This is a genomic window from Flavobacterium agrisoli, from assembly GCF_016522065.1.
GTDB lineage: Bacteria > Bacteroidota > Bacteroidia > Flavobacteriales > Flavobacteriaceae > Flavobacterium > Flavobacterium agrisoli.
The window spans coordinates 15,008-36,784 of the sequence record NZ_JAEHFV010000009.1 but is presented as its reverse complement, the minus strand read 5'-3'; the positions used below and the strand labels follow the sequence as shown (position 1 = coordinate 36,784).

Annotated in this window: 15 protein-coding genes; 12 read left to right on the top strand and 3 right to left on the bottom strand. The window is 28.7% G+C overall.

The window, feature by feature from the left end:
* Window positions 1–15: 15 nt before the first annotated feature.
* Window positions 16–1,629, bottom strand: a complete 1,614-nt coding sequence (locus tag I5M07_RS15165; protein ID WP_200107295.1) for a hypothetical protein — start codon at window positions 1,627–1,629, stop codon at window positions 16–18.
* A gap of 173 nt (window positions 1,630–1,802) precedes the next feature.
* Here I5M07_RS15165 and I5M07_RS15160 point away from each other — a divergent pair, with 173 nt between their 5' ends.
* The 12 genes from I5M07_RS15160 (at window position 1,803) to I5M07_RS15105 (ending at window position 19,645) form a co-directional block, all read left to right on the top strand.
* Window positions 1,803–2,210 carry a helix-turn-helix domain-containing protein gene (locus I5M07_RS15160; protein WP_200107294.1) on the top strand — a complete coding sequence of 136 codons (408 nt, stop codon included), beginning with the start codon at window positions 1,803–1,805 and terminating at the stop codon, window positions 2,208–2,210.
* A gap of 538 nt (window positions 2,211–2,748) precedes the next feature.
* Complete coding sequence (locus I5M07_RS15155; protein WP_233622082.1) at window positions 2,749–3,624, top strand: toprim domain-containing protein; 876 nt, start codon at window positions 2,749–2,751, stop codon at window positions 3,622–3,624.
* Window positions 3,625–3,922: 298 nt separating this feature from the next.
* On the top strand, window positions 3,923–4,312 hold the full coding sequence (locus tag I5M07_RS15150; RefSeq protein ID WP_317191335.1) for a plasmid mobilization protein: 390 nt from the start codon (window positions 3,923–3,925) through the stop codon (window positions 4,310–4,312).
* Complete coding sequence (locus I5M07_RS15145; protein WP_200107292.1) at window positions 4,300–5,574, top strand: relaxase/mobilization nuclease domain-containing protein; 1,275 nt, start codon at window positions 4,300–4,302, stop codon at window positions 5,572–5,574. The genes I5M07_RS15150 and I5M07_RS15145 overlap by 13 nt, the downstream gene beginning before the upstream one ends.
* 382 nt (window positions 5,575–5,956) lie before the next feature.
* A complete protein-coding gene (locus I5M07_RS15140) occupies window positions 5,957–6,922 on the top strand; it encodes an SIR2 family protein (protein ID WP_200107291.1) in 966 nt (321 codons plus the stop codon).
* 11 nt (window positions 6,923–6,933) lie between these two features.
* Complete coding sequence (locus tag I5M07_RS15135; RefSeq protein WP_200107290.1) at window positions 6,934–8,610, top strand: ATP-binding protein; 1,677 nt, start codon at window positions 6,934–6,936, stop codon at window positions 8,608–8,610.
* Window positions 8,611–8,735: 125 nt separating this feature from the next.
* A complete protein-coding gene (locus I5M07_RS15130; protein WP_200107289.1) occupies window positions 8,736–10,268 on the top strand; it encodes a coiled-coil domain-containing protein in 1,533 nt (510 codons plus the stop codon).
* Between the two features lie 7 nt (window positions 10,269–10,275).
* The gene (locus tag I5M07_RS15125; RefSeq protein ID WP_200107288.1) at window positions 10,276–10,449 is read left to right on the top strand and encodes a hypothetical protein; all 174 of its coding nucleotides are present in this window, start codon (window positions 10,276–10,278) and stop codon (window positions 10,447–10,449) included.
* Between the two features lie 20 nt (window positions 10,450–10,469).
* Window positions 10,470–12,338: an AAA family ATPase gene (locus I5M07_RS15120; protein ID WP_200107287.1), complete on the top strand. Its 1,869-nt coding sequence runs from the start codon at window positions 10,470–10,472 to the stop codon at window positions 12,336–12,338.
* On the top strand, window positions 12,335–13,240 hold the full coding sequence (locus tag I5M07_RS15115; RefSeq protein ID WP_200107286.1) for a hypothetical protein: 906 nt from the start codon (window positions 12,335–12,337) through the stop codon (window positions 13,238–13,240). The genes I5M07_RS15120 and I5M07_RS15115 overlap by 4 nt, the downstream gene beginning before the upstream one ends.
* On the top strand, window positions 13,240–15,288 hold the full coding sequence (locus I5M07_RS15110) for an AAA family ATPase (protein WP_200107285.1): 2,049 nt from the start codon (window positions 13,240–13,242) through the stop codon (window positions 15,286–15,288). Before I5M07_RS15115 ends, I5M07_RS15110 begins: the two co-directional genes overlap by 1 nt.
* A gap of 7 nt (window positions 15,289–15,295) precedes the next feature.
* The gene (locus I5M07_RS15105) at window positions 15,296–19,645 is read left to right on the top strand and encodes an AAA family ATPase (protein WP_200107284.1); all 4,350 of its coding nucleotides are present in this window, start codon (window positions 15,296–15,298) and stop codon (window positions 19,643–19,645) included.
* Between the two features lie 137 nt (window positions 19,646–19,782).
* Here I5M07_RS15105 and I5M07_RS15100 read toward each other — a convergent pair whose 3' ends face one another.
* Window positions 19,783–20,766: a nucleotidyl transferase AbiEii/AbiGii toxin family protein gene (locus I5M07_RS15100; RefSeq protein WP_200107283.1), complete on the bottom strand. Its 984-nt coding sequence runs from the start codon at window positions 20,764–20,766 to the stop codon at window positions 19,783–19,785.
* Window positions 20,766–21,494, bottom strand: coding sequence for a DUF6088 family protein (locus I5M07_RS15095; protein WP_200107282.1), 729 nt, complete (start codon window positions 21,492–21,494; stop codon window positions 20,766–20,768). Before I5M07_RS15095 ends, I5M07_RS15100 begins: the two co-directional genes overlap by 1 nt.
* Between the last annotated feature and the right edge of the window lie 283 nt (window positions 21,495–21,777).

The following is a 21,777-nucleotide window of genomic DNA, read 5'->3' as shown; positions in this document are numbered from 1 at the left end:
TTAAATAAAAACAGCTCAGTTTTGTTCAAAATTTGACAGCACCCCGCCCTTAATGATCAAATTGTCTAATTCATTCATTAGTTTGTCAATGATGATATTCATCGGATTAACCTCATCTTTATTTAGTTTTATGAGCTTGTGATAAAGACGCATGTTTTTATCTAGATAAGGAAAAAAATCAGTCCAGAATTGTTCTAACAGATAATCATACTTTCTTATATCGGAATCTGCGTAGACACATAGTTGCCATAAAGATTGATTAGATAAATCATTTGGTAAGTAATACGTCTTTACAAAAATGTATGTTCTACAAAATGATATAAAAAATAGGGTAAAAAGCGTGTCTAAACCTTGGTAATTTTCTTCGGCATTATTGACAATAGTATAGAATTGCGAGGCAGTATTTTTTGTCGACGTATAATAGAAATATAAGTCAGCGTGATAAGGATCGTGATTTGTCTCCCAATGAAATTCAGCAAAATATTTACTTGCTGAATATATCAAGTATTCATTTTTTACAATACTGACAAAAAAACTTTGATATTGATACAAGTTTTTTTGTATCCAATAGCGGGAGTGGCTTAATAAAACAAAATTATATTTATCTCCAGTTTTATATTTGAGAGATTCAGAGATGGATTTTATTTTTTCATTATTTCCTACTGTAACGATAAGCATTAGATAATAGCTTATTCTTTCACCATAAGTAACTTGATGGAATAAGTAAATTTCCTCAACTTCAGTCGAATTTAAAATTGCTTCTATTGCAGCACTAAGAATTATATCTTTTGATTTATCGGGAGTTTGACATAAAACTGCATGTTTTTCAAATCGTATTTTTTTTACATTTTTTTTTAATTCCTCAAATCTCTCTTCAATAAGATGAAAAATCTTTTGTTGCGCAATTCCAACTGCTTCATACATTTCATCTCTATAAATAAGCTCATCATCATCGGTTGCTTCTTTTGCTTTTTTAAATAAATCAGTAAGATAATAGTTGCTGTAACTACTTCTGACAAAGTATTTTTGAATAACAGGAACATATTCTATTAGATTAGTAATCCTCTCACCTAAACTTAGTCCAGATTTATTACCACAGTACAATTCTTCTAAATAGTCTAGATCAAATCCAATCAATCTCTCATATGAAGTAAAAATACTGTTTGAAGAACCTTCTGAAATGAGATTTTGTATGTGTGACTTATAAAGGTTGTGATCATGATGAAAACGGTCTTTATACGTATTAAATCTTTTCTTGTATTTTTCCCAATTCCTTCCACTAACAAGTGAATTTTTAAAACCATTATTCTGATAGATAACAGCTGAAGATTGACAATAAAGCTCAATAAATGGATCTCCTAAAGAAAATCGATGATGAAGTCTTGTAGAGTAAATGAATAAGACAACTATTTGATAAAGTCTTCTAACTTTACTTACCCATTTATTTTGTTGCAGTTGCTTTGCATCAATACTACTTTCAATGTGGATTATTAGATAGGAGAACTTAGACGAGGGATTTTTGGTGAAAAACATCTGAATAACATTATGTTTATTAACCAGTTGTCCTAGTAGGTTATCTAAAAACTCGTTTTCAAGTTTTGGAAATAAAAGTTTTTCTTTCGTTTTCATGATTATGCCATTTTTGTTAATACTTATCCGAAAAATTGTATTTTTGTTTTAAACACATAGCAAGTAAGTAATAGATTGTACCGTACCGAACTACTGCGAATTGTAACCTACCAAAACAGGCTTGTATTTTACCAAATCATTTTTTTTGAAAGAATTTTAAATAACTTTGAACTATGAGCACAGCAACAAAACCAAAACATATCGGTAGAAATATCAGCCGTATTAGAGAGCTTAGAGGGATGAAACAAGAAGCATTAGCAATCGCTATTGGTGTTAGCCAGCAATCTGTCTCTAATATTGAAACAAGCGAAACAATTGACCCCGAAAAATTAAATTTAATTGCTGAAGCTCTAGGTGTCACAACTGAAGGGATCGAAAATTATAGTGACGAAGCAGTATTTAATATTATAGGAAATACATATCATAATACGAGCAGTGACAACTCTACTTTAATTGCAAGTTCGATGAATTATCAACCTACTTTTAATACTGTAGAAAAAATTATAGAGCTTTATGAGCGACTTGTTCAAGCTGAGAAAGAAAAAGTGGCTTATTTAGAGAAGTTGCTGAAAGAAAAATAATTTACTGTCGCATAGACGAATAGTTCAAGAGCCTTACAGATTTGTGAGGCTTTTTTTTATTTATAAAATACGTATTTTTCCCATAGGAGATCCACAAAAACCTAACTGAAAAAGTTAGAATTTTGTCGATTTTTAAAATATTTTTTTTTTAAAAGAGTATGCTTTTTTGGATCTATTTGGTTGGGATTTTAAGCATACACTTTCCTAAGACTTTTTAAAATCAGAGTAAAAAATCCATTTTAAAAAGAATAAAAAGTAAGCTAAGGTATTGCACAATTGCCAATTAAGTGCGCATAATGTCAAGACTCGTACCTCCTCTTGCCACCCTTCTGGACTTATAGCACTTACTTTGTCAATTATCCAATTTTAAAAGGCTTTCTTTTTTTCGTTTTTCTTTTGAAAAAATAAGTTATAATAAAAGCTGCTTCTACTCGTCAACTTTTGAATTCCGTCAACGATCATGGTTAAAATTTACCTATGATCGTTTTAATAATTTATGTTCCTTAAATTAGCATTGAGCTGAATGTTAAAGAGAAAAATGAAAGAGATGCGTTTTAAAAAAGAAAAGCTTTCAACAGAGGAAGCAAAAAAAATAGATCTAATCCTTTACTTGTCATCGTTAGGGTTTCAACCTGCACAGATTAGAAACTTAGAGTATTGGTATAATTCTCCTTTACGAATGGAGCAACAACCTTCTTTTAAGGTAACTAAAAAACTCAATTTATGGTTTGATCACGGTTTAGGCAAAGGAGGAACCCTGATTGATTTTGGAATACTTTACCACAAATGTACCGTGAGCGAGTTATTACAAATTCTGAATGCTGATTTTTCTCTTCAACAGCATGATCCTATACCCTTACGTAAAAACTTTCCTCCAATTAATAAAATCGTAATAACTGGAGAGTATCCTCTCACCACTCCATCACTTTTGAGCTATATCAAAACAAGAAAAATTCCAATTGAAATCGCCAAACAATATTGTTTAGAAATTCACTACAACCTCAGTGGAAGATTCTATTTTGGAATTGGCTTTAAAAATAATTCTGGAGGTTTTGAAATTCGTAATATATATTTCAAAACAAGCTCTTCACCAAAAGATATTACTACCCTAAAAAATGGCAGTAATAAAGTTGCAGTCTTTGAAGGTTTTATAGACTTTTTATCTTTCAAAACAATGATCAAAAACGATAAGAAAACAAGTCAGGATTTTATTATTTTAAATTCCGTTTCATTCTTTGAAAGAGCTCGACCAATTATGGAATCGTACTCTCAAATTGAACTTTATCTTGATAGAGATTTTGCAGGAATAAATTGTACCCAACGCGCTCTTTCCTGGAGTGATAAATTCATAGACAAAAGTCTTCTTTATAAAAACCATAAAGACATTAATGAGTGGTTAATGAATTCAAAATAGTTTGTAAAATAACCTTTAGTCAAAACTATGAAGCACAATACAAACACATTTATCAATCTAAAAACCCCTTTTAAAACACTAGAGAAAGTAATCAATTCTGGAGAACATTAAAGTTAGCCTCAATGTGCTAACGGCCAGATGAACGGTTGTCGGACAACCGCTTATCTGGCCACCTATTACCTCGGGACTCGGTGGTGGAGACACTGCAAAAAATGAGTTTGATAATTCTAATATAAAGAGTATCAAATTCAGTACTACTAATGAAAGACTTTTGAATTAATGCGTAAAATGAAAGATGATGGAAAAAGAAAATTCAAACAAATCACGAAGAATTACTCTTCGAATGACTCCCCAAGAGTATAGAGAAATAGAGAATCGTTTCAAAAAAAGCACCTGTCGTAAACTAAGCGAATATGCTCGAAATCTATTATTTAACAAACCTATTACAACGCATTACAGAAATCAATCTTTGGATGATTTTATGGAAGAAATGATACTGCTTCGTAATGAGCTTTCTGCAATTGGAAACAATGTAAATCAGATTGTAAAAAAATTAAATACCGTACAAGAAACACTAGAATTTAGAGATTTGCTAATGTACTATGAAAGACAAAAAAGAGTCTATTTTCAAAAGGTAGATGACATTCAAAACCATATTCATCAAATTACAAACAAATGGTTACAATAATAAAAACAAGCCATTCCATACGAGCGGTATTAAACTACAACGAGCAGAAAGTTAATGCGTCAGTTGCTGAATGTATAGGTGCTGGAAATTATCCTTCTGATGTAGATAAATTGAGTCCTTCATTAAAGCTGAACCGTTTTATAAAAAGACTTGAATTAAACGAAAATACCAAAAGAAACAGTGTACATATTTCCCTGAATTTTGATCCATCCGAAAACCATTCCAAAGAAAAACTCATGGATATCGTAACAACTTATATGGATAAAATAGGTTTTGGAAATCAACCCTATTTAGTATACCAGCATCACGATGCTGGACATCCACATGTTCATGTGGTATCTGTAAATATTGAAAGAGACGGCAAAAGAATTGATCTGCATCATTTAGGAATCAGAAAGTCCGAACCCGCGAGAAAAGAAATAGAAGAAATTTTCGGTTTGGTAAAAGCCCAAGGCTCAAAAGAAAAACAACAATTTATCCTAAACCCCATTTCAACTGGTAGAATTCAGTATGGAAAAACAGAGTCGAAAAAAGCATTAAGCAATGTTCTAAAAATGGTACTCAATGACTACAAATATTCAAGCTTACCTGAACTTAATGCTATTTTGAAACTATACAATGTTTTGGCAGATCGTGGAAGTGAGAACTCTAGAGTGTTTCAAACAAATGGACTATTATATCGTATACTGGATGACAAAGGTAAACCGACAGGAGTTCCAATTAAAGCGAGTGATTTTTACTTCAAACCTACTTTAAAATTCCTTGCGGAAAAATTCAAAAAAAACGAAGAAAGAAGTCCTTCAGATAAACGAAGGATAAAAAACGTTATCAACTTCACTTTAAATGGAAACAAAATTATTCCTTTAACCAAATTAGCTACTCTATTAAAAGATCAAGGTATCGATACTGTTTTCAGACGAAGTAGCGAAGGAATGCTTTACGGCATAACCTACATTGATCACACAACTAAAAATGTTTTTAACGGCAGTAGCTTAGGAAAAGAATTCAGTCCAAAAGCAATTGAAGAACGTTGCGGATTAAAGCCAACCGATGAAGAGAAAAAAGAACAGATTCAAGACAGGATCCCATCTAGAGAATTATTAATCGAAGATTTGGAAAATCAAAAAAACACACTTACAATTCCAAATTTAGTTCAATTATTAGATGTGCTTATTCGTGCTGAATATTCTTCAGATTACCTTCCTCATCAACTTAGAAACAAACGAAGCAAGAGAAGAAAAAGAGGGTTTTCTAATAATTAAAAGAAGATATTTATATAAATTACAAATAGAGAAATAGTCTTGTCACCTAATTTTCTTAAAACGAAAATGACCGTTATTTCAGTCATTTTAATTCATTATGTCTGAAATAACGATCATTGTATAGAAATAGTTACTCTTACACTACAAAGGCAATTTATCATTTACAACATAAAACTAAGCTTAAAATTCAACCCCTTATTAATCTATAGAAAAATAAATAGTTTATGCGTTTACGGTTTTCCTCTTTTTACTTTAGTTAATTTTAGATACTTTAGTAATCCTCTATAAACAATATAGGTGCAAAGAATTGTTCCTCTTTAAACTAGCTTAGAATGATTTCTTCACAATATAAGAGTAGGGTTACGTAATTAAAAAAGGATTTTTGAAAGATAAAATGGAAGAAATAAAAGAAAGAGTTTTTACAATAATTCAAAAATATCTAAAAATACCGCCTGTAATTATCTGGGGGTCTGGTGCTACAATTCCTTTTGGATTGCCTAGTATGACTAAATTAAATGAAATCATAAAAGAAAATATTTCTGAATTCGATAAAAATTGCGATAATCTTGAAATTGAACTTGGTAAAGACAAGTATCAAGAAATGATGCCACAAATAAGGAATTTAATTTGGCTTGCAATTTCAACTGTTGATAAAGAAGTATTACAAAACCTTTTAGAGTCAAATAATGAAAATTTTAATGGGATAAAAAAGCTAGTTGAAAAAATTAGCGATGCTCATCCAAAGGTTACCAATATTATCACTACTAATTATGATCGCATTATTGAATATGTACTTTCATATCACGGTATTCCTTTCACAGATGGATTTTTAGGTAAGGATCTTTCTCTTTTTAATGAAAATCTATTTTCGTCAAATAACATTGTGAACATAGTTAAAGTTCATGGTTCTCTGAACTGGTTTGATTTGGGAGGAGAAATTCGTTATTTACAAAATAATTTAGAAAATTCTGTCCCGCAAATTATTTGCCCAGGGAAAAACAAATACCAAGAAGCATATAAAAGTCCTTACAGAGAATTAATTCAAAAATCTGATTTATATATTAATTCTGCCAATAGTTTTTTGGTGATTGGTTTTGGATTTAATGACGAACATCTAACTCCTAGAATTAAAACAAAAATTAAAAAAGGAATCCCTATTGTAGTTATTACCAAAATTATTTCTGAAGCCTGTCTAAATGAACTTGAAGGTGCTGAAAAATATGTGCTACTTGAAGACGATGGGGATAACAAAACTAAAGTTACAATGAAGGAAAGTAACTCTGAAAAACAAATAATTATTCTTGAAGGCAATTTCTGGTCTCTGAATAATTTTATTGAAATAATATAAACAAAAGAATTATGCAATTAGGAAAGGTACAAAGTGTTGATACAGGAAATGTTACTGTTTTGGTTGAAAACGAAGAATTGTTAAATAGTGTCCAGGTAAATCAGATAATTCAAATTCGTTCTACTAAAACAGGGGAAAAAATAATAGGTCTAATTTCTAAAATACTTAGAAAAGCTTTGTCTGCGAAGATCGACGAAAATGATGATGTGGATTTGATAATTGAAAATGCAATTAAAGTAAATTTAGTCGGTACATTTATAGAGACACAAGGAATAGCAAAGAATTTATTTAAAAGAACATTGAATACTGTTCCTAGTATCAATGCTGATTGTTCCTTGCTCATAGGTACTGAATTAACTGATTTTATGAAAACTATTTCTTCAAGCAGTGAAAATCCATTAAAGGTAGGGACTTATACAATTGCTGAGGAATCAGATGTAAATCTTGATGGGAATAAATTCTTTCAAAGACATGCGGTAATAGTTGGAGGTACTGGTTCTGGTAAATCATGGACAGTAGCTAATGTTCTTGAAAGTGCATCAAAATTAAAATCTGTGAATAGTATAGTTCTTGATTTACATGGTGAATACACTCCTTTGAGTGGATTAGACAATGTATCTCTACTAAAAATTGCTGGACCATCTGATGATTGTACAAATCCAAATAATATATTTCTACCTTATTGGCTTTTATCTTACGAGGAAATAGAATCGTTATTACTTGATAGAAGTGATAGTAATGCACCAAACCAATCAAGAGCACTTTTTGATTTAATTATTAAATTAAAAAGGGAGAAACTAGAAGTTGAGAATAAGCAAGATGTTTTAAATAATTTCACTGTAGAGAGTCCTATTCCCTTTTCAATATCCCAACTTCTTCAAGAACTTGATGAAGAAGACCAAAAAATGATTGATGGTGCTAGACCAGGCACAGAAAAGCAAGGTCCTTTATTTGGAAAGCTCACACGATTTGTACAGCGATTGTCTAGTAAAAAAGAAGACAAAAGATTAAATTTCCTATTTAATGAAGATCCCGTTCTATTAGAATATGATTGGTTTAGTGTTTTAGTGAAAAAACTTCTTGATTTTGGAAGTGGTAGCGGAATAAAAATAATTGATTTTTCAGAAGTCCCATCTGATATTTTACCTTTAATAACTGGATTATTAGCAAGATTAGTTTTTTCTATTCAACAATGGACAGATGAAACTAATAGACATCCTATCTCTATTTTTTGTGATGAGGCTCACTTATATCTACCTGCTAATACTAAAGGTTCAATAGAAGAAAAAGGGTTACAAAGTTTTGAAAGAATTAGTAAAGAAGGTAGAAAATATGGAGTTTCTTTAGTTGTGATTAGTCAACGTCCCTCAGACGTTAGTAAAACTATTTTGAGTCAATGCGGTAATTTCATAGCCATGCGTTTAACAAATCCTGATGATCAGAATGTAATAAAACGTTTGTTTCCTGATAATTTAGGAGATTTTGCAAATTTATTACCTATTCTAGACATTGGAGAAGCACTAATTGTTGGCGATGCATCATTATTGCCTAGCAGGGTTCAAATTGACAAACCAACAATTAAACCTAAAAGTGCAACAGTTGATTTTTGGGATGAATGGTCAAAAGATAAAATTGGTTTTGATTTAGAGTTGTCAGTTGAAGCATTAAGAAAACAGTCTAAAATTTAAAATTTTCATTATGATAAGTGCAATGATACTGATTTTTAGATACACACAACTCAACATATGTTGAATGTAGAAATCCCTATTATAAAACCAAATTCTGCTACTCCATTATTTTAATATTTAATAACGTGGAAAAATCAAATCCAAATCCAAATTCAAAAGAACAAAACGAATACGCCAAAAACGTAAAAGGAGAACCGATATACATCCTTGAAGCCGAAAGCGGTCGTAAAGGCTATTGGTGTATGGGGTGTGATGCAGAAATGGAAGCGGTTATACAGAAAAAAAATACGTACTACAAATCTTATTTCCGGCATATAGCAAAAGATGTAAAAAAGGGAGAAATCCCATGTACATTCAGCAATCAGGATTATAGGCACAACTTAGCAATTGATATTCTCCAAAGAACGAAACGGATAAAAGTACCAAACTTGTATAAATATGCACCAGACGGTAAAAGTGCAAAACTAATTCAGGAAACAATATTTGTTGAGGCACATTCTGTAAAAAAAGAGCTTTCGTTTTACGAAGATGATGATGGTGAAGTAAAATTTGGAAAGAACCCTGATATCGACAATAAGAATTTGTTGATTAGACCGGATGTAACATTCTTCGATATTCATGGAAAACCAATATTACTTATCGAAATTGTAGTTTCCCACAAATTGAATGATGAAAAAAAAGCAAAAATAAAACGACTCGGAATAGACACCATTCAAATCATAATCCCAAAAGATTCTCCGGAAAATATTGCCAAAAACTTTCTTGTAACCAAAAACACCAGATGGGTATTTAATCATGTCGAACAAAACACCAACTACTTTCAACTTTCCGCTGGAGATGCAGAAGGAATTTCACAAATTGATGAACTCCAAATGGGACTTCTCAGAGAATCTATCACCTGCCGAAAAAACCAAATTAGCAATCTTATACGATCAATTACAAGATGTTTGGAATCGCAATCATATAAGCGAACTGAATTCCAACTTGGACAGGAAATATCAAGAATTGAGACAAATACAGAAAGAACAAAACTGCAATTGGAACAATTACGAAGCCAATTTAGAAAAGCAGTTGAAAACCGACATAGCCAATCGCTGGAATCTATTGAACAAGCAGAAAGAGACTTTCAACAATTCGTTGCAGAAACAGAGAACAACTTATACGATGAATATTACCTCCAATACTCAGAAATTGAAGAACGATACAGCAACTTGGAAAGCCGATATATTGCAAAAAGAGAAACAATTGAAAGCGAAACAGCAATTATTAGCCAACAACTCGAGCGCCGATTTAGTCTTGGAAAATCTGAGGCAGACATTAGAGGACAATTTGAGCCTGAAAAGAGAAGAATTGAGAATGAAATCGCAGGTATTAACCGAGAGCAGGGATACATTGAGGACGATACGGAACAAGAATCAGAGTTTGAGAGAAATTTTGCAGGACAAAAGAGCCGAATTGAAGAGGCAGGAAGAATCCTTGAACAAGAATTTGGAGAACTTGAGAATCAAGAACGAGAACGCTTTGAAACCTATAAAAGACAGTTTCAATCAGATACAACTGATGAAAGAAAACTCAGAAGTGCAATGGAAGATGAATTTAGAAGCGGATATCAATGGTTATACGAACAAATTGCTGAAAGAATTAACAAAAGAGATTAGACAGGAAATGACCAATTGTCCCAAAGAATTGAAACAATACTTGAATTACGGGGATTATGTGACGGTTATTCAGCTCAACAACAAACTCTCGAAAGATACAGAAAAGGAAGAGCAATTATTAAAAACGGAACTTACAAAGAATGGGATAAATAGTGATTGGTTTATGGATAATTTACAATAACTCGGATAGAAAAATACAATATGAGATTATTATCAATATACATTCCTAGCGAAACATTACCACATATTTTTGGAAAGAATCATAATGGACAAACTATAAATTTAGGAGGTAAATATATTTACACATTTGAAGAAAATGCAAATGGAAATGTATATGTCAAAGATAAAATGAAAAACGAAAAATTCATTGAAAACTTTTGGCTCAATAATATTAAGTTGGTTTCTGCGATTGTTGGAGAGAACGGAACTGGTAAAACCACTATCCTAAATCTATTAAGAGAACCTTATTCCTATTGTAAATATATTTATGAAGATTCAAATTCTGATGGTCATATAATAACTGATAATTCTGAAGTTAATGAAGTTATCTATTACTCTTCTTTTTTAAATATAAACCAATCTGATTCAGAGAATGGGAATTTTAAAGATTTATCAAAATATCAAATGATGATTGATGATACTGAATATGAGAATTTAGATTTAACCACATTATTAGAATTACATAATTCAGAGAATTTAAAGAGATGGATAAAATTTATTGAGTTAAAGAATTTAAGTGCATTGTTGGAAGAAATGTCATTGCCTGCATTTGATAAAATAAAAATAAAAATTCACTCTATTAGTATTGATGAATATCAAACTTCTTATAGCTTTAGACCATTTTTTAATGAGTTAAAAAAAAGAGTAGATCTTGAACGGACAGAAAGAGAACAAGCTGAATTAGATAGATTGAATTTAACAAAAGTTGAAGATATTAGAAATAGTAGAGCCACTCAAAAAATTAAATTAGAATTAGAGATAATAAGTAGGGTTATTTTAAAAACACAAAATATCCTTGAAAGCTCAGGAAATAAATATTTAGAGGAAGGACATCTGAAAAACAATTATACAATTAAAAGCAAAGAATTTATAAATCAACCCAGCACAAAAGATGCTTTTTATTGGTTTGTAGAAAACTCTTTTATTCAGTTAAAACAAAAAAGTGAGAAAATTCTTTTTCCCATTAATGAAATTAAAACTCTTATCGAAACATTATTATCATACATTCCAGAAAGCAAAGAAATAGATAATTGGACTGAATTTGATGTTAACTTCACACAAGCTCTAGAAATTATAAAAGCCTATGAAAATTTCTTATTAGCATTCAAAGATAAGTTCGCATACGATAAAAAAGTTTTAATATCTTTTAGTCCTTCTAAAAATTTAAGTTCAGGAGAAAAGGGACTTTACGACTTATTTTCGGTATTAAATGATTTAAATTATAAAACAGAAAATAACATCCATACAAATTATAACATTTTTAGTAAAAGAAAAAAAACATCAGATAATTTGCTTATTCTATTAGATGAAGCTGACCTAGGATTTCATCCAGAATGGAAAAAAAAGTACATAAATATTATTCAACAAGTAATTCCATTTATTTTTAAAAACAAGAGCATCCAAATAATTATTACCACACATGACCCTTTAACTTTATCGGACTTCCCAAATAATAATATTGTGTATTTATTCAAAAATAATGCAAGAACGGAAATTTTAGATTATGATTTTAAACAAAGACCAACCAAAACTTTCGGAGCAAATATAAGTGATCTATTAACCGATTCTTTTTTTGTGAATGATGGTTTGATAGGAGATTTTGCGAAAGAAAGTATAGAAAAAACTATAACGTGGATAAACAACAATAAAGATCCAAAAGATAGAAATCTAGATTTTTTTGATAAGGAATTAGCTCATCACAAAAGAGTAATTTTAATCATTGATGAATCTATAGTGAAAATAAAATTGTCTGAAATGATTTCCGAACTTGAGGATAGCAATAATTTTCAGAAACAAATTTTAGATGATGAAATTACGTTTTTAACTAACAAAAGAAAAAACTTACAATGAACTATATAGATATAACCCAGCAGAAAATTATAGATGCAGAAAATAAACATTATCTGGGTATAATTGATGATATTTTTATTAGAATTGATAGTATTACAAATCCTTTTGTAAAAGCTTGTTTTGATAATTATATAAACCCCTACTTGGATATAATAGTAAAAGGAACACCAGAACAATTGTTACAATGCCACAATAGAATTAAACCATATTTAATACCTTTAGTAAAAAAAAATATCCATGAGGTCTTTAAATATAAAGGATGGTTTGATCAAAAAAAGAAAACCAAATATGATGCTTACGATTTAGCTACTAATGTAGACATCCCAACTTGTACTTATTGTAATAGGATTTATACTAAAACTGTAGTAAATCCATCAAAAATTACAAGACCAACTTTCGACCACTGGTTTTCCAAAAGTGATTATCCTTTATTGGCATTATCTTTTTATAACTTAATACCGAGTTGTACTGTATGCAACAGTGGTGTTAAAGGAACTAACCCTTTTAAGTTGGATACACATTTTCACCCATACCACAAATCAATAGAAGAAATTGATTTTAAATTTAGTTATGATCATAAAGATTATTCTTCTTTCAAATTCAAAATTATTAATAATAATGTCTTCTCAAAAAACTCAACAAAAGCTTTTAAACTTAAGGAAATTTATGAAACGCATGAAGATGAAATAACGGATTTAAGGAGATTAAGAGACATCTATTCTGAGAAATATTTACAAATGTTGAAAAACAATATATTAAAAGCCACTTCTACATCTGATGAAGAAATCTATCGTCTAGCTTTTGGGACTCATATAGATGAAGCAATGTTTGACAGAAGACCTTTAAGTAAAATGAAAAAAGATATTTTAGAAGAGTTAGGGATTTTAAAACATATTAAATAATGGGATTTAAATTAATTGCGATTAGACCACTCGAAAATTGTGGTTCCAAATTTTTAAAAAATTTAAATGTCAATAGGATTTATAAATTCTACGAAAATTATGAGTTTTACAATTCAGATTTAAGGATTGATAACATTCCAGAAAATGATATATATTGGGATATCAATAATATAAAATCTATTAATAATCTTCCTGAAAATTTTTTTTCAAACAAAATAAATGTATCTGCAATTATTGGTAAAAATGGTAGTGGCAAGAGTAGTATTATTGACCTATTCATAGCGTCTATAAATCAAATATCATTTAATCTTAAGAATAGAGGGCTTTTAAATTCAACAGCAGAACTTATATCTGCAAGTGTCGATGAAGAGAGTAAAATTCATTGTGAAATATTTTATGAAATAGACAACTTCTTTTTTATAATATTAATTGATGATGAAAGCTTTACTTTCAAAAATTTAAATGATGTAATTGATTTTGATTTTGAAAAATTCTTTTATTCAGAGGTTATTAGTTATTCAGTTTATGCTTTTAATTCTTGGGAAATAGGTGATTGGATAGATAATTTATTTCATAAAAATGATTCTTATCAAATACCTATTGTAATAAACCCCAAAAGAGAGTCTAAGCAAGATGGATTAGCTGGAATTATAGACATTAATAATGAAAGTTACTTATTACAGCAACGATTATTATCAATAGTTCTATCTGATTTAGAATTTAAAATTACAGATAATTTATCATCTCAATATTTAAAATTGATTTTTAAAAACTCTAAACATTATTTCATAATCGATAATAATCTAAATGGCAGAGAATATGACGATGAAAAGGACATTAAAGATGATTTCTATAAAATATTAAATTCAGATTTTGCTTTAAACTTTAAAAAAAATAATAGCACAATACCGTCTGCTCTTTATAGAGATTTAAATAATGTATTAACTAAATTTAAATTGAGATTTAATATTGAAAAGATTAACATTTCGGATGTTCAATACAAACTCGATATTTATATACTTTACAAAATTATCAGTATTTGTGAAAAATATGTGAGCTACGATAAATTCATAGTTGAATACCCAAAAAATAATAAAAAGAAACATTATACAATTGACATTGAGAGTTTCTTGAATAAGATTGAAAATAGCCAAAGTCATATAGTATTTAAATTAAAACAAATCGTAAATTTTATTAAAAATTATGAGTTAATATGGTCTAAATACATTCAAAAAGAATTAATTAATATCAATGAACTATCCAAGGTATTAAATAAAAAAGTAGATAAGCAGAACACTATTATTGAACTTTTGCCCCCAGCAATTTTTCAAACAAAATTATTTTCAAAAAACAAAATTGATTTATTAGATAGAATAAGTTCGGGTGAGCGACAACTTATACATTCTTTAAGTACAGTACTGTATCATCTTACAAATTTAAACTCAGTTGAGAATGATGAAATTCTTGTAAAATTTAAATACGTTAATATTATACTAGATGAGATTGAACTTTATTTTCATCCTGAATTTCAAAAAAAATTCATAAAAAGATTAATAGATGAAATAAATAATATTAAGCTTAGAAACATAAAAGGAATCAATATATTAATAATTTCACATTCGCCTTTTATTCTTTCAGATATACCTAAACAAAATGTTTTGTTTTTAGAAAAAGGAAGTCCGGTTGACTTAGAAAAATTTAAACACACTAATACATTTGGCGCTAATTTTTCAGATTTATTAACAGAGTCTTTTTTCATTAGCGAGGGACTAATAGGTGATTATGCTAAACATAAAATTAACGATACTATTAGTTGGTTAAATGTTAATTTAGAGAAAAAAAGGAATAATATACAAATAACTCATTTATCAGTAGAACAAGAAGAGCATAAAAAAGTAATTGAAATTATTGATCAACCAATCATTAAAAGCAAATTAATTGAAATGTATTCTGAAATTTTCGGAATCCAAGAGAGGATAAATTATCTAGAAGCAGAAAAAATTAGAATTGAAGAAGAATTGAAAAAATTAGAAGCTGAAAAAATGTAAATGAATTATGAATAAAGATTGGTTTCTTTTAATTGAGAAATATGATTTCACAGGAGCACGAAATAAATTTGAAAGCATCTGTGAAACCTTATTTAAACAAATGTATCCTGATAAATATGTTAAGACCGTCAAAGCCAATCCTGGTGATGAAGGAATTGATGTTTTAGTTGGTGAAATTGGAATGGAGCCAATTGATGTTATTCAATGTAAATTTTTTCCAAATTGTTTTGAACAGACTCAAAAAACACAAATTAAAAAGTCTTTTAATACAGCTTTAGATTCGACCAAATTTGAAATTAAAAGTTGGACTTTATGTGTGATAAATGTTTTTGATATTGATCAACATATTTGGTGGAATAAATGGAAGAATGAAGAAAGTATAAAAAGAGGTTTAGGTAAAAATTTCATTGACCTAAAAGATGGTAATGATTTAATTGATTTATTAAAACTACACGATTTATATGTAACTTCTTTTGAGCAAGAAAATAGTTTGAAGATTAATGATATTCATGATGAAGTAGTCAAAAAGAAAAAGAATATTGATTTAAAAAAAATATTACAAAAAGCCTCGTTTTCTCTTTTTCAGGTAAAAAACTATTTAGAAAAAAGTAAAGAATCACATATTATAAGAAAGGAAACAACGCAAATTCACAATTGGATTGTTTCAGATTTGAAAGATAACAAGAAAAATATTCTTGTATTAAATGGTGAGAAAGGTATTGGGAAATCGACTATTTTAAAAGATTTATACGATTTAACAACTACTGATAATAACTATAATATTTTAGGCATAAAAGCAGACAAATTTTATGCAAGTTCAACCAAAGAATTAGAATCAAAATTATTTATTAATGATTTTACTTTTACGGATTTAATTAGTGAAGTAAACACCAAAAAAGAAAAATTAGTTGTAATTATTGACCAAATTGATGCGTTATCTTTAACTCTTTCTGCCAATAGAGAATATATCCAAACCTATAATAGATTAATTGCTGAGCTAATAAATGAGGAAAACATACGAATAATTATTTCAACAAGAACTTTTGATTTGGAATATGATGCTGAATTAAGTGTTTATAATTCTAATGAATATACAAAAGTAAAAGCTGATTTATTAACAATTGATGAGGTTCAAAAAGCGTTAACAATTTTTAAAATTCAATGCAATTCAAATAAACTACTTGAACTCCTCAGTACACCTAATCATCTTGAAATCTTTTGTAAGTTAGAAAATAGGGATAAAATTAATTTGGATACACTTTCTACTTTAAAAGATTTATATGATGCCCTTTGGAAGCAACACATAACATCTAATCAAAATCTAGACTTAAAGAAGATTTTATTTGATGTTTCTGCAAAAATGTATTCTGAACAAAGAATTACTATCAATAACATTTTTAATGATAGTTTTTATAAGGAGATATTTTATTTAAATAGTAATCAATTACTTATCGAAGAGAATAAAGAATTACATTTTTTTCATCAAACATTTTATGAATATTGCTTTGCTAAACAATTTGTAGAAAATGGAGGTGATTTAGAAGAATATATTATAGAAAATGACCAAAGCCTTTATGTTAGGTCAGTAATAAAAATGGTCATTGAATATCTTCGAGAATATGATATTAGACGTTACCATTCAATTTTAACCAATATTTTAATTTCTGAAAATTATAGATTTCATATAAAAACATTACTTCTTAGTGATTTAGGTATTATTCAAAATCCAGTAAACTTAGAAAAGGAATTAGTTGTTGATGTTATTTTGAAAAATGATGATTATGAAGAAGTATTTATTGGTGCGGTAAATTCTCAAGGTTGGATTAATTTTTTTATAGAAGAAAACATACCTGAAAAATATTTTAATATTACAATTGAAGATAGTTTTGATGAAGACAAAAAAGAAAAACTTTCAAATTATAATTGGTTTTTATTTGCAAATAATATTGATAACAATACAATAAGGATACTTGAATATTTAACCTTAAGTATAGATTTTGAAGATAAGAATGACTTTATAAACAGATTGTTAATGCGTATTGACAATTGGTCGGATGAAAAATTACTTCACTATTTTGATGAGTATGTTCCGTATATCGTAGAAATTAATCGAAGAGATAATTTTTGGTATTATGAAATACTAAAAAAAATATTTTTCAGTAGTGAAAAGTTTGTTTTTGACAAACTGGTTAACCCTATAAAAGAAGCATTCAACAACAACACTTTTAACAATGAGTTTTCTTATGATTTAAACTCAATTATTGAAGAGATATACAAAATTAATTCACAAAGTACTTTCCAATTTTTACTTGAGATACTTAATGAAATCGTTGAAGAATCTAAAGTAACTTATTTTGAATATAAAACGATAGAAACACCACTATACAAAAGTTTTAAAATTATTGATAATGATAGAGTTCGTAATAAGTCTGATGAAATCGAAGATTATTTATATAAACATATAGAATCCCAAAACGAAGAATATATTCGTCAATTCTATTTTAAATACAAAAATCATAATTCAGTACCAATTCTAAAAATTCTGATCAAAGGATTAAATTCTAATTCAAAAGTCTATACTTCAGAAATTGTTGAGTTTATAAAAATTCTCAATGGAAAAAATGTATTTAATGGCAGTGATGATGAATTCCAATTATTTATAAGATTATTGATTAGTTCTACGTATATCTATTTAGACATTCTACAAAAGACCTTTATTAATGAAGTTCTAATTAGTATAAAGTCTAAATACGACATATACATATATACAGATAGAGAAGGAAAAAGAAAATTCAGTTTACAAAGTTTTGGCAAGAAAAAATATCTTTTTATCAAATCCCTTCCAGCTAGTGAAATATCAGCCAATATCGATTTAAATAGAAATTATCAGGAGTTAGAAAGGAAATTTGGGAAATTGAATCACAATAAAGCTCTTGATAGTTCAAGATTTACATCAGGTTTTGTCGGAGCCCCTTTATCTCAAAAAGCATATAGTAATATGAATTTAAAGAGTTGGGAGAAAAGCTTAATCAAATATGATGAAAACTATCGCTCATCTGAATTTCTTAAAGGTGGATTACGAGAACATTCAACTGAATTTAAAAATATAGTCGCACAAAATCCTGATAAGTTTTTCAATTTTATAAACAACTTATTTGATAATAGTAGAATTCATATTAGTTATATATCTTCAGGCATTGAAGGTCTAATTGATGCCAAATATGATCCAGAGAAAGTTAAAATTTTATTCAAAAAACTTATAAAGTTAAATTTAGACGGGATACATATTTCATACACTATTTGGATATCAAGATATTTTTTAGAAACCGAAACTGCCGACTTTGAAATCATCACATTTCTAAGCAGTATAGCTTTAAATTATACTGTTCCTGAAAAAGAATATAATTCAGATAAACCTTTATTAGATTGTATAAATTCAGTAAGAGGTTCGGCTGTTCATTATTTAATGGATGGATATTACGAGAATGATTTTGAAGAAATTATTTTCTCAACAATTGAAAAGGTGATAGAAAATCCTCTGTGTAATAATTCTGTAAAAGTTGACATTATTAATAGAATAGCTATTCTCAATTATCTAAATTTGGAAAGAGCATTCAATATTTTTAACAAACTTACTAATACCGATAATATTGATTTATTAAAGCATTCATTAAATTCAGCTCAATACTATAACAATAAATTTCATCAAGTAATGTACCCATATTTTGATAAAGTTATGAGTATAAAGGAAATTCATAAAGATTGTTTTGTTATTGTGAGTAGTTGGTTAAATGATTGGATTGATGATAAAGAACTTTATGATCAATTTGTACTAATTAGTGATGAAGCTAAATTATGTGCGCTGAAAGTTGCAGAAAATTATTTATTTCAAAATGAAATATTGAATCCAAAAGCTATTTCAATTTTATTTCAATTCCTGAATGAAAAAGGAGAGGATTTTGCAAGTAAATATTCTGGAATTATATTGAGAAAGTTTAAAAATAATCATTTCCTTGAAGTATATCATTTCCTTGAAGTATATTCACAATCCTTGTTATGTAAAGAAGAGCCACGTTATTTTTTTGATTTACTAATTGAATGCTCTAAAAATTATCCTATTGAATGTTTAAAACTATTATCAAAAATGGATTTTGGCATATCCCCACTTAAAGTTCAAAAGCGAGGATACTATGATAAAGAACCAATACAATTAGTTCTTGCAATTTATAGCAAATTAGTTTCAGAAAACAAGAAAGATAAAACCCAGATAAAGATAGCTCTTGATATTTTTGACAATATGTTAAAGCATCGTTTTTTAAGAAATAATGCTAATAATGCTATTGAATTAATTTTATAAAGACACTGTCCTAAAAACTATGCCGTTATTATTGGAGAATAAACTTTTAAGAAACAGCCTTTTATATTCAGTCTTACAGAGAAATGTGGGATGATGAAACCAGCAAAGAAGAAACTTAATCCACTATTTGCAAAAGTTTATTTTTCAATATTCCATTCAATTTTTTCAATGCGTTCAGAGAGAAATACTAAAGCTTCAAAAATAGTATTTTCATCTGGTAGCTTACCAGTTACCAATTCTTTAAAAGAAGTAGTGTAAACTTTCTTTAGCTCATTCCAAACCATAGCAGTTTCGCTAAAAATAAGTGCATCTTTTGGATGTTGGTACAACCAGTTTTTATCATTAGGAATTGCTTTGTCATCGTCGATGCCAACTTGCAATAACATGGCATCAAATTCAGTAGAATTTACAAAGCTTTTTATCTCTTCAAGTTGCATTAAATGATACAAATCATAAGTATGACGGACTTTATTCGATAAATCATCTAATGGATTTTCAGTATAAGAAAACCGAACCAAACTAATTATCTTTTCGCAAAAAGTACGCTCAATAGCGAGTGTTTTGACTTCAAAATCTTCCAGTCCAAATTGGGTAATTAATTCTAAATTAGATGTAGCTTTAATATAGTCTGCAATAAAAGTACAAATTGGTTTTATGTGGTTGGGCTCAAAATTTCCAAAATGAGAAACTTCCAAAGTAATATTTTCTCTTACTTCTCCAAAATCTCCTTTCACCCCTACTTTTGGATAAGAATAAACGATTTTCCTTAAACTACCCAACTTTTTAGTATTAGGATCATTAGGTACAACTTCAAGAATCGATTTATCGACTACATCCGTAACTGCTTTCAGTTTTCTTTTTAAATCATTTCCGGTATCAGTGTCCTTTTTCACAATAACCATATCGATATCTTCAGAAAATCGTTCAATAACTTTATAACATTTGGACAAAGAAGTACCTCCTTTAAAAACAGTCAAGTCCTTTACATCAGAATTAAACAATTGATGCAAAGCATAAGTAACCCAATAATCTTTTTCTATAAAAATTTCAGGAATTTTAAAATGTTCTGCAGTGGCTACAATGGCGCCTTCAAAATTGTTTTTGTCTAAATGTAAATTCATTATACGATATTCCAGGAGTTAGCAGTAGAAAGTAATGTAGAACTAATACCATATTCATAACTACTAGAAGGGTTAATTGATTTTTTTAAAATTCCATAGACAAAAGCATTGGCATTCATAGCTTCTAAAAGCGCACCTAGCAAAGCCCTAACTTTTGGAGGATAAGAGCGCCCATAGGTAACAAGCTTATTTATTTGAGTGTTATCTAAATCATAGATTACTTTTTTTAAATATAGAAGCCCATCACTTTTTTGTAAATCGGGTATAGTATTCAAATCTTTGATAACATCTAAAATCTCTAAATATTTGATGTTATCAGAAGTAACTTTCACATAACTTTTAGCAGGTTTTACAACCATATTGCCAACTTTACCTTTTACTTGCTTATCTAATGAAGCAACTCGTATGGAATTAGGAATTTGTGTAGTTAAGCCTAATCTATTATACAATCTGGTTCCGGTAACATAAGCAACCTGTTTATTCTTTTCAAATAAATATAGAGATAGCAGAACATCTTCTCTGGGCTTTTGCTCTCCAAATGCAGAAACTTTTGGCTTATAATAATACCCTTTTCTGGCTCTTCTAATAATACCTTTATCAACTAATCTGCTTAAGGCTTTAGAACCAGCAATAACTTCATCAGAAGTTAATCCAAGAGTATCATATCCGAATAAATCACCGGTATCTATCCGATTTATTTTAGCTACTATTTTATCTGTTACTTTCATAATCTGTAACAAAGGTAGTTAATAAATTTTAAATGTCAAGTTTTTTCCATTATTTACCTGACACATATCTTGTTTTATCATCAGTAGATATCTCTCTATTTAAACTATTCACTAACAAATTCTACTACATAAAACAATCATTTATCCTGAACATTACTAAACTAAAAAGTGTCGTTTTGGATATGCAAATAATACTTAAATATTGAAAATAAAGTCTTACACTAAAAATTATTTAACCTTGAATTAAAATTAATGTGTTTTTAAGGAGCGATAATCACCAAAA